This window comes from Pseudomonas tremae (genome assembly GCF_001401155.1).
In the GTDB taxonomy this organism is placed as follows: Bacteria; Pseudomonadota; Gammaproteobacteria; order Pseudomonadales; family Pseudomonadaceae; genus Aquipseudomonas; species Aquipseudomonas tremae.
This window is the reverse complement of record NZ_LJRO01000436.1, coordinates 1-350: the sequence shown is the minus strand read 5'-3', so window position 1 is coordinate 350 and position 350 is coordinate 1. Positions and strand designations below refer to the sequence as shown.

Sequence of the window (350 nt, the reverse complement as noted above, 5' to 3'; positions counted from 1 at the left end):
GGGCAATGCCGTTGTTCTGTGTATCTCTGCTGACCTGCCGTTTGCACAGGCCCGCTTCTGCGGCTCCGAAGGTCTGGAAAACGTCAAGAACCTGTCTTCTTTTCGCGCTGCCGATTTCAGCGAGCATTACGGCGTTGCAATTGCAGACGGCCCGCTGAAAGGTCTGACCGCTCGTGCGGTGGTTGTTCTGGACGAAAACGACAAAGTGCTGCACAGCGAACTGGTAACAGAGATCGCTAACGAACCCGACTACGACGCTGCATTGGCTGTGCTTAAGTAACTTTCCGCAACACTTCGACGGCCTGAATCCGCTCAGGCCGTTTTTTTGTTTGTGCGTCATACGTTTATCG

The 350-nt window shown here is 54.0% G+C and carries 1 protein-coding gene; it reads left to right on the top strand.

The genetic code is table 11. The annotated features are described in order from the left end of the window. A partial coding sequence (gene tpx / locus ALO43_RS23490; RefSeq protein ID WP_083492236.1) for a thiol peroxidase occupies positions 1-280 on the top strand: 280 nt, incomplete at its 5' end. Positions 281-350 lie beyond the last annotated feature (70 nt).